Origin of the sequence: Demequina sp., assembly GCF_024642165.1 — a bacterium.
GTDB lineage: Bacteria > Actinomycetota > Actinomycetes > Actinomycetales > Demequinaceae > Demequina.
Window position 1 is genome coordinate 19,637 of record NZ_JAHEBP010000018.1, and the last position, 8,190, is coordinate 27,826.

At 70.3% G+C, this 8,190-nt stretch carries 9 protein-coding genes; 2 read left to right on the forward strand and 7 right to left on the reverse strand.

Annotated features, from left to right (window positions below; translation table 11 throughout):
- Position 1: 1 nt before the first annotated feature.
- The 4 genes from Q0L54_RS03095 to Q0L54_RS03110 form a co-directional block, all read right to left on the reverse strand.
- Complete coding sequence (locus Q0L54_RS03095; RefSeq protein WP_296665438.1) at positions 2–967, reverse strand: carbohydrate ABC transporter permease; 966 nt, start codon at positions 965–967, stop codon at positions 2–4.
- Positions 968–1,028: 61 nt separating this feature from the next.
- Positions 1,029–2,351: an extracellular solute-binding protein gene (locus Q0L54_RS03100; protein ID WP_296665439.1), complete on the reverse strand. Its 1,323-nt coding sequence runs from the start codon at positions 2,349–2,351 to the stop codon at positions 1,029–1,031.
- A 113-nt stretch (positions 2,352–2,464) separates the two neighbouring features.
- Positions 2,465–3,499, reverse strand: a complete 1,035-nt coding sequence (locus Q0L54_RS03105) for a LacI family DNA-binding transcriptional regulator (RefSeq protein WP_296665440.1) — start codon at positions 3,497–3,499, stop codon at positions 2,465–2,467.
- A 316-nt stretch (positions 3,500–3,815) separates the two neighbouring features.
- Complete coding sequence (locus Q0L54_RS03110; RefSeq protein WP_296665441.1) at positions 3,816–4,229, reverse strand: rhodanese-like domain-containing protein; 414 nt, start codon at positions 4,227–4,229, stop codon at positions 3,816–3,818.
- A gap of 127 nt (positions 4,230–4,356) precedes the next feature.
- Between Q0L54_RS03110 and Q0L54_RS03115 the strand changes: the two genes are divergently transcribed.
- Positions 4,357–4,743, forward strand: a complete 387-nt coding sequence (locus Q0L54_RS03115) for a VOC family protein (RefSeq protein WP_366937926.1) — start codon at positions 4,357–4,359, stop codon at positions 4,741–4,743.
- Positions 4,744–4,746: 3 nt separating this feature from the next.
- Here the strand turns inward: Q0L54_RS03115 and Q0L54_RS03120 are convergent, their stop codons facing one another.
- Genes Q0L54_RS03120 through Q0L54_RS03130 form a run of 3 tightly spaced genes read right to left on the reverse strand, consistent with a single transcriptional unit; the run spans position 4,747 to position 7,213 of the window.
- A complete protein-coding gene (locus Q0L54_RS03120; protein ID WP_296665442.1) occupies positions 4,747–5,940 on the reverse strand; it encodes a serpin family protein in 1,194 nt (397 codons plus the stop codon).
- 41 nt (positions 5,941–5,981) lie between these two features.
- Entirely contained in the window at positions 5,982–6,692 is a 711-nt protein-coding gene (locus tag Q0L54_RS03125; protein ID WP_296665443.1) for a hypothetical protein, read from the reverse strand.
- A 17-nt stretch (positions 6,693–6,709) separates the two neighbouring features.
- Positions 6,710–7,213 carry a phosphoribosyltransferase gene (locus tag Q0L54_RS03130; RefSeq protein WP_296665444.1) on the reverse strand — a complete coding sequence of 168 codons (504 nt, stop codon included), beginning with the start codon at positions 7,211–7,213 and terminating at the stop codon, positions 6,710–6,712.
- A gap of 58 nt (positions 7,214–7,271) precedes the next feature.
- On the opposite strand from Q0L54_RS03130, the gene Q0L54_RS03135 reads away from it, so the two are divergent.
- Positions 7,272–8,190: hypothetical protein (locus tag Q0L54_RS03135; protein ID WP_296665445.1), on the forward strand; the 919-nt coding region annotated here is incomplete at its 3' end.

Below are 8,190 nucleotides of genomic sequence, written 5' to 3' on the forward strand. Positions count from 1 at the left end.
GTCACGCGTCCTTTCGCTCGGCGCGGTTCTGCACGCGGATGAAGATGATGGCCACCACCACCACGAGGATGGTGATTGCGGAGGCGATGGTCGCGGCGTAGCCCTTGTCCGTGCCGCGGATGAACTCCTGATACGCGTAGAACGACGGCACGTACGTGGACTTGCTGGGCCCGCCGTTGGTCAGGATGAAGACGGGCGCGAACACCTTGAGCGCCGCGATGGTGGTGGTCAGGGCGACCACGAACACCTCGGGTCGGATCATCGGGAGCGTGATGGCGCGAAAGCGCTCGTACCAGTTGGCGCCATCCAGTTCCGCGGCCTCGTACAGCTCCGGGTCCACGCGCTGGAGCGCGGCCATGAAGATCACCACGGGGTAGCCGATCTGGATCCAGATCATGAGCACCATGACGGACGCCATGGCGGTGCTGTACTGCCCGCCGAGCCAGTTGATCTCGACGGTGCTGCCCGTGATGAGCGTGAGGAACTGATTGAGCACGCCGTCGGAGTTGGGCTTGAGGATCCAGCTGAACATGACGCCGGCCACGGCGATGGGGAGGATCTGCGGCAGGTAGTAGGTGGCGCGCAGGAAGCTGGAAAGCTTCCCGCCGAAGCGCCGGCCCACCACGTCGAACAGCAGCGCGGCGATGATGAGGCCCAGCAGGGTGGGCACCACCACCATGGCGATGATCACGAGCACGATGTTCTTGAACGACTGCAGGAATTCTTGGTCGGAGAACAGCGCGATCCAGTTGTCGAATCCCGCGAAGGACTCCTCGGCGCGGCCGCCGCGCCAGTGGAAGAAGCTGAGCCGCATGTTCCGCACGATCGGGTAGAAGATCACGAGCGAGACGAGGATGCCGCCCGGGATGAGGTAGAGCCAGTAGCCGAGTTTGCTCCGGTCGCGCTGCGGGATGCGTGCGGGATCCTGCGCCTTCTTGGGGCGCTTGAGCTGGGGGGTGATGGTCATGAGGGGGTCCGTCTCTCCGGCGGGGGTCCCGGCACTGCCGGGACCCCCGCGTGGTTGAGGGCTATCGAACGGTGGAGACGTAGCTCTCGTAGTAGTCCATGAGCTGGGTCTGGGCCTCCGCCGACGTGGCGGTGCCGTTCACGAGGGACTGCATGACCGAGTTCAGGTCGCCGTAGAACGTGGGAGTGGGCCAGTCGGGGTAGAACGAGAGTCCGTCACGGTCGTTGACCTCGTTGAACAGGGCGATGAGCGCCTGAGCGTCGGGGTCGGTGATGTCGTCCGTGTTCGCGGCGACGGGAAGGCCGCCGGACTCGCCCAACAGTGCCTGCACCTCGGGGCGCATCGTGATGTCGATGAACACCTCGGCGAGCTCGGGCTGCTTCGACTCCACCGGAACCACCCAGATGTTGCCGCCGGAGCCCGGGGTCAGCGTGGTGCCGGGCCAGTTGGTGATGCCCAGGCTGAACGTGGTGACGTCGGAGAGCATGCGGCCGTACCACCAGGAGCCCGAGTAGAACATCGGGACCTCGCCGTTGATGAACTGAAGGCCGGCGTCCTCGGCGGTCATGCCGGAGGCGTCCTTGCTGATGAAGCCCTTGTCAACCCAGTCCGCGAGCGTCTCGGTCGCGAAGCTGATCTCCGGGCCGTTCCAGTCCACGGTGTCCGTGTACAGCTGGTACGCGTCCACGAAGCTGCGGTCCGCCTGGCTGAGCGCGAGCTGGTACCAGAGCTGGCCCATGGGGTACTCCTGCGCGGACGTGGACAGCGGGGTGACGCCGTTGTCCACGAAGGTCTGCATCGCAGCCTCGACCCCGGCCTCGTCGGTGGGCACGTCGATGCCGTACTCGTCGAACATGTCCTGGTTGAAGTACAGGAACACGAACTCGCCGTAGTTGGGGACGCCGTAGAAGGAGCCCGAGCCCATCACGCCGTTCTCGTCGTACTTGGCGATGGTGTCGATGCCCGCGCCCAGCTTGTCGGCCCAGCCGTACGTCGCGTAGGCGTCGTCGAGCGGGAGGATCACGCCGGTCGCTGCGAGCTGGCCCGCGGTGCCATTGCCCTTGTTGTACTCGGAGACGTCGGGGGCGTCGGACGAGTCGAACAACTGCTGAGCCGAGGCGTTGAGGTCCTCGAACGCGGTGGTCTGGAGGTCGACCGTGGCGCCGGTCTCCTCCTCGAAGATCTCGATCGCCTTGTTCCAGGCGATGCCCATGGCAGACTCGTCGCCCTCGTAGTGCATGACGGTGAGGGTCTCGCCGGTGTAGTCGCCGTCGGCGCCTCCGGACGTGGGGGTGGTGTCGTCGCTGCCCGAGCTTGAGCAAGCACTGAGGGTCAGCGCGCCGGCCGCGAGCACGGCGGCGGTGGCTCCGATGCGGTACTTCATTGTCCGTTCCTGCTTCCTTGTTATGGCCCGGGGGCCGGGGTGGTGAGGCATCTTCGCCGCGCTCTTTCGAAGCGCTTCGACGATGCGCATGCGTGCAGATCTGCGTGGTGGTGTCACGAGACCTGTCCGAGGGGTTCGGGCGCCGGCGCGCGGGAGGCGACGGAACCCAGGTCGATGTAGGTCGGTGGGAGGAGGACGATGCGGGGGGTGCGGTCCCCGCCGTCGATGGCCGCGACCAGGAGGTCGACGGCGGCGGTGCAGGACGCGCGTGCATCCAGCGGCATGGTGTCGAACGGCACGGCGAACCGTGCCGTCGAGAAACTGACGCCGGCCGCGATGACCGACACGTCGCGCGCGACCTCCAGGCCGCGCGCGGCGAGCACCGGAGTGACCGTCGCGGCGACGTCGGCGGTGGTGTTGAGGACGATGCCGTCGAGGCCCGGAAGCCGCTCGAGCAAGCGGCGGATGCTGCCCTCGGCGGTATGGCCCTGGGGGTGCGTCACGGCGGCGTCGACCCCTCGGGCCTGGGCGTGTGCGACGAAAGCGCGAAGGAACCGGAGCGGGAAGTTTGAACCGCGGTCCAGGGTCTCGTGCCGGTGGGAGATGAGGCCGATCTGCGTGTGTCCGGCATCGACCAGCCGATCCACGGCCTCGCGAGCCGCGGCCTCGAAGTCGAGGTCGACGCAGACCAGGCCGGACGTGTCGGCGGGCAGCCCCACAAACACCGTCGGGCAGGCGAGCGTCCGCGCGAGCGGGGCCCTCGCATCGTCCTCGTCCACGTCGAGCACGATGATGCCGTCCGCGAGCTGGGTCGCAGCGGATCGCCGCATGCCGGCGAGGGCGTCGTCGTGGACCAGCAGCAGCGTGTCGTAGCCCGCGGCGCGCGCCACCTTGGTGGTCTCCATGGCGAAGGCCATGTGCGCGGAGTCGTCGGTGTCCGGGTGGACCGGCTCGCTGACGGCGATGATGTTGGAGCGGTTCGCGGCCAGCATGCGAGCGCTTGCATGGGGGAGGTAGCCCAGTTCCTCGGCGATGGCGAGGACGCGATCTCGCGTGGTGGCGGTGATCGAGCGCTTGCCGCTGAGGGCGTAGGAGACGGTGCTGATCGACACGCCGGCGGCCTGCGCCACGTCCGCGATCGTTGCCATGTCGACTCCATCGTCTCGAAACTGCTGGGCCCAGGGGTGTCCGGGGATTCTCGATCGAAGCGCTTCGACCGACCTCGATGTAGCGAGAGTATGTTTGCTGCCACAACAATGCAAGCCCGTTATCGAATCGTGACCTTCGTGCGGAGCGGCTGGCCGCCCACTCCTAGTCCCGCCGCGCCCTGTCCTAGGAGCCGCGCTCAGGCTACCGGCCTGCGACTTGCCGCAGTTCGGTACATGAGAGCTCGCTTTCGACGCGCATCGTGCATCCATGTACCGAATTGCCGCAGTCGGATCCGCCCGCGCGGAGCCCGGAGCGTCAGCCCTGGTGCCAGGGGAGCCCGTCGGCCTTCCAGCCCTCGTGGCCGCGGTGGCCGTTCTCGTCGGTCGCACCCTCGAAGCCCTCGAGCACGTTGTACGCGGGACCGTAGCCCGCGCCGGTGGCGGCGACCGCGGCGCCGATGCTGCGCTGGCCGGATCGGCACAGGAACACGATGGACTGTCCCGGCTGCACGCCGGTGCCCTGGAGCTGGGCGAGGAAGTCGGGGTTGGGCGTCATCGTGGGGTACGAGACCCACTCGATGAGCGCCGCCTGCCGTCCGAGGCTCGACGCGTCGGGGACGCCGACGAATCGCCACTCGGCCTCGGTGCGGACGTCGACCAGGACCGCGTCGGGCTCGCTCTCGAGCAGCTCCCAGGCCTGGTGCGGGGTCAGATCTCCGGCGTAGCTCACGTGTGCCTCCCAAGGTGTCTCGCGCGGCGTCGCGCTCGTCGGCCAGTGTAGGCACGCGCGCGACCCACCTCGACCGGCGCGGAGCCGCCTAGGGTGGAGGTCAAGGATCCGGACGAAGGGGCAGACGATGCTGCGTATCCATCTCGCGAGCGTGTTCGTGGACGATCAGGCCAAGGCCCTCGACTTCTACACGCGCGTGCTCGGCTTCCAGATGAGGGCCGATGTGCCGCTCGGGCCCGGCGCGCGGTGGCTCACGGTGGGCCAGGGTGAGGACACGGTGGACCTCGTGCTCGAGCCGGCCGGGCACCCGGCGGTCGCCCCGTTCCGCGAGGCGCTGGTGGCCGACGGCATCCCGTGGACGTCGCTGGCATGCGAGGACGTGAACGCCGAGCACGAGCGTCTCACCGCTTTGGGTGTGCAGTTCGTGCGCGAACCCGCGACGCACGGCCAGATGACCATTGCCGTGTTCGACGACACGTGCGGCAACCTCATCCAGATCGCATCGATGGGCTGAGGCCTAGCGTGGGTCGGTCACCCGGCCCGCAAACAGGATCGCGCCGGTGGCGCGGTCGCGGATGAGGTAGAGGAACGGCCGGTCGACGTGAAGGCTGTGGCGTACCGGCGGCTCCAGCGGCAGCCCGGTCAAGGCGATCGCCACGATGGTCGCGGCGGCGGCCTCCGTCCCCTCCTCGTCCACGGTGACGCGCGTGGCGTGAAGAATCTCGCCCAGCGCGAGCTCCGGACCGATCCGGTCCAGACCGGTCACCCCGAACAGCCCGGTGATGCCCAGCTCGTGTTCGATGACGTCGGCGAGCTCGACCCTCGTCTCGGTGGTGAACTGGGGCAGCGTCACGTCGAGCGCCGCGGAGGCAAGGGCCGCGTCGACCGAGTCGAGCACGTCCGTCGACAGCGCTCCGGCGACGGCGTCGAAGTGTCCCTCATCGGGGAGGAGGATCACCATCTCGAGGCTGTCGCCCTCGTAGTCGAGCGACCCGGCGGTGAGGCCGTCGAGGCGACCGAAGCGCCCGTCCGCCCACCCGTGCATCGTGGGTGCGGCCACCCGCGTGCCATCGAGGAGGGTGAAGGCCGCGTCCGAGGTCTGATGCCGGTCGAAGGGGTGGCTCCACCGCGCCTTGAGGTAGACGGCGTTGACGATCATCGCCACCAGGTCATCGGGGAAGGGAGCCTCGACCACCGTCCTGAGCAGCCCACGGGTCACGTCCTCGATCCAGCCGTTGATGCGATCCGCGGCGGCCGGGCCGTCGGAATGGAGCGGCACGGAGGCGACCGAACCGTCGAACCATCGGGCGACGTCCGCCACGTAGGCGGGCAGCGGCTCGAACCCCAGATCGGTCACCAGCCGGTTGGCGATCACCACCGTGGGTGACGGAGGTGCCCAGTGAGGATCCTCCTCCGCCGCGGAGGCGGGATCCGACGCGATCCGCGCCGTGAGGGCCGCGAACGCCCGCAGCCGCGCCGCCTCGTCGAGCGGGACAGGCAGCAGCCGGTCCAGCGCCGTCGCGACCGGTCCCGTCGCGCCCGCCCGGGCCATCCCGAGCGCGAGTCCGATCGACAGCGGCGAGACCGCCCCGGAGCCGTCGCGCTCGACCGCGGCCCCGAGGATGGCCAGCCCGGTCGCATTGAGCGCGCGGGCCAGTCTGTGCTCGGGTTCGGTCACCCCGCCGGCCAGCCCGCCATCAGCATCGTCCATCCCCCCAGTGCACCACCGCCGGCGGACATCCGCCGCATCGGTCAGGGATTCGCGACCAGGTACCGCTCCACGGCCGCGGGCACTGCCCCGTCCCATCGCAGGTAGCCGTCCGTGACGGCGGAGGCATCCGCCTGGACCGGCGAGTAGGCGGCGACCAGCGCGGGCGCGTCGTCCCACGCCGCGTAGCCGCGGGGTGCGACCTCGTCGCCGCCGTCGTCGGCGCGGCTCAACCCGACCACGGTGAGCGCCTCGAACGGCGCCGGGCCCTCGTCGGGTGCGGCCAGCGCCAGGAGGTCCCCGATCCCCGCCCCCAGCTCGAGCGCCAGGTCCTCGGCGAGCACCACCTCTCCGTGGCCCGGATCACGACCGGAGGTGAGCGCGCCCTCCGGCAGCGGCCCGTCGACCGCCTCCAGGAGCGTCAGGCGCCCGTCGCGGGCTTCGAAGGCGGTGTGGGCGATGACCCGCACGTCGGCGCCCGGGTCCGCGGCCCGAACGTCCCCCGCGATCGCCGCCCACTCGGCCTCCGGGACCGGGATGGCCACCAGCCCGTCGGGCTGCTCGGCTGGCGCGTCGGGCATCCAGATCGGAACCCAGGCGAGGTGCTCGGCCGCGGGCCTCACGGGCGGCTCCCACGGGCGTTCGGTGAGGAGCCATCCCCCGACCGAGACGAGCGCCACGATGCCCAGGGCGGCCGCGACCGGCGCGACGCCGCGCAGCACCCTCCTGCGCGCATCGTCCCTGTTCGGCGGCATGATCGGGCGGGGAGGGGTCAGCCCTGCTCGGGGTGCGGCAGGCCGGGCGTCACCGGAGGCAGGGCGGACCACGGGAAGGTGATCCAGAGGTCGGTGCGCTTCCACACATAATCGGGATCGATGATCGACCGCGACTTGGCGAACAGCACCACGGTGCGCACCTCGGAGGCGTGCTGCTCCATGAGGCCCTTGACGAGCGCGAGGGTCTCGCCGGTGTCCGCGACGTCGTCCGCGATCAGCACCTTGAGTCCCTTCATCGCGTCCGTGTCGAGCAGCGGCGGCAGGATGACCGGCGCGTCCAGCCGCTCGTCGATGCCCGTGTAGAACTCGACGTTCAGCGTTCCCACGCCCTTGGTCCCCAGCGCATACGACAGCGCCCCGCCCACCGGCAGCCCGCCGCGCGCGACGGCGACCACCACGTCCGGCTCGTACCCGGAGTCGACCACGGCCTGCGCGAGCTCGCGCGACGCGTCTCCGTACCCCTGCCACGTGAGCACCTCGCGTTCGGGCGTCGCCGACATGTCGCCTCCCAGTGATCGGTGAGGCGAGACTACCGGCACGCGCGGCTAGCCTTGCCCGATGGGCTTCTTCACGGGCGACGGCGACTCGCGCCGCTTCTACGAGGCGGACGCGTGGTTCGCGGCGTGGCTCGCGGCGAGCCCGAAGAGCAGCGCGTACCTCGCGGTGCAACTGCGCAAGGCCACGGGCCACGACCTCCAGTTCACGCCCTCCGAGCTGCGCCCTGTCATCGACTGGGTGGCGCGCGACCTGCGCCGCGACCGCTCCGCGATCCGGCCCGACTGGGCCTTCCGTTCGGACCTGGGCCGGGGACTCACCATGCATGGCGCGGCGCTCATCGATGGGCTGCTGGTCTACTTGGGCGGCCTTGCGGACGATCACGTCCCGCAGACCTGGGCCCTCGACAAGCGCGAGGCGTCGCCCACGTACCTCGACCCGGTGCTGGGCCCGTCCGGCCCCCCCGTCGCGATGCTCCCGCACGCCGTCGCCGCGCTGGGTCGCGGCCAGGCCGCGTGGGACGCCGTGGAGGAGGTGCTCCGCTGGTTCGGCACCCCGGGACGGCTCTCATACGCGGTATTCGACACGCCCCGCGAGGTGCGCGAGTCCATGGTGCCCAAGGGCGGGCTGCTCCGCCGGGGCGGCGCCCGGCCCACCGAATTGCCCAGCGTGCCGGCGTCTGAGGCGCTGGGACCGGTGGGGGAGGACGATGCGGGGCTCGTGGTCCACGACGCGGGCCCCGGGCATGCGCCGGGCACCCCGTCGGACGCGAGCCACCATGCGCTGGTGATGCTGGGCGCGGGGGCGATCGACGAGGCGGCGCTGCTGCGCTTCGTGCGGGCGGCCGATGCCGCGCCCGGGTTCTCGCGGGTGGCGTTCCGCAGCCACCATCTGCTCGAGGTGTGGGCGCCCGGACTGCTCACGGTCGAGGTACTGGGCGAGCTGCGCCGAGCGGCGCGTGTCGAACTTCCGACCCGCGATA

Excerpts from the sequence above, each read along its gene's own strand:
- Q0L54_RS03115 (WP_366937926.1), top strand. The coding sequence starts at position 4,357 with ATGCTGCGTATCCATCTCGCGAGCGTGTTCGTGGACGATCAGGCCAAG.
- Q0L54_RS03105 (WP_296665440.1), bottom strand. The coding sequence starts at position 3,499 with ATGGCAACGATCGCGGACGTGGCGCAGGCCGCCGGCGTGTCGATCAGC.
- Q0L54_RS03100 (WP_296665439.1), bottom strand. The coding sequence starts at position 2,351 with ATGAAGTACCGCATCGGAGCCACCGCCGCCGTGCTCGCGGCCGGCGCG.
- Q0L54_RS03125 (WP_296665443.1), bottom strand. The coding sequence starts at position 6,692 with ATGCCGCCGAACAGGGACGATGCGCGCAGGAGGGTGCTGCGCGGCGTC.
- Q0L54_RS03130 (WP_296665444.1), bottom strand. The coding sequence starts at position 7,213 with ATGTCGGCGACGCCCGAACGCGAGGTGCTCACGTGGCAGGGGTACGGA.
- Q0L54_RS03120 (WP_296665442.1), bottom strand. The coding sequence starts at position 5,940 with ATGGACGATGCTGATGGCGGGCTGGCCGGCGGGGTGACCGAACCCGAG.
- Q0L54_RS03095 (WP_296665438.1), bottom strand. The coding sequence starts at position 967 with ATGACCATCACCCCCCAGCTCAAGCGCCCCAAGAAGGCGCAGGATCCC.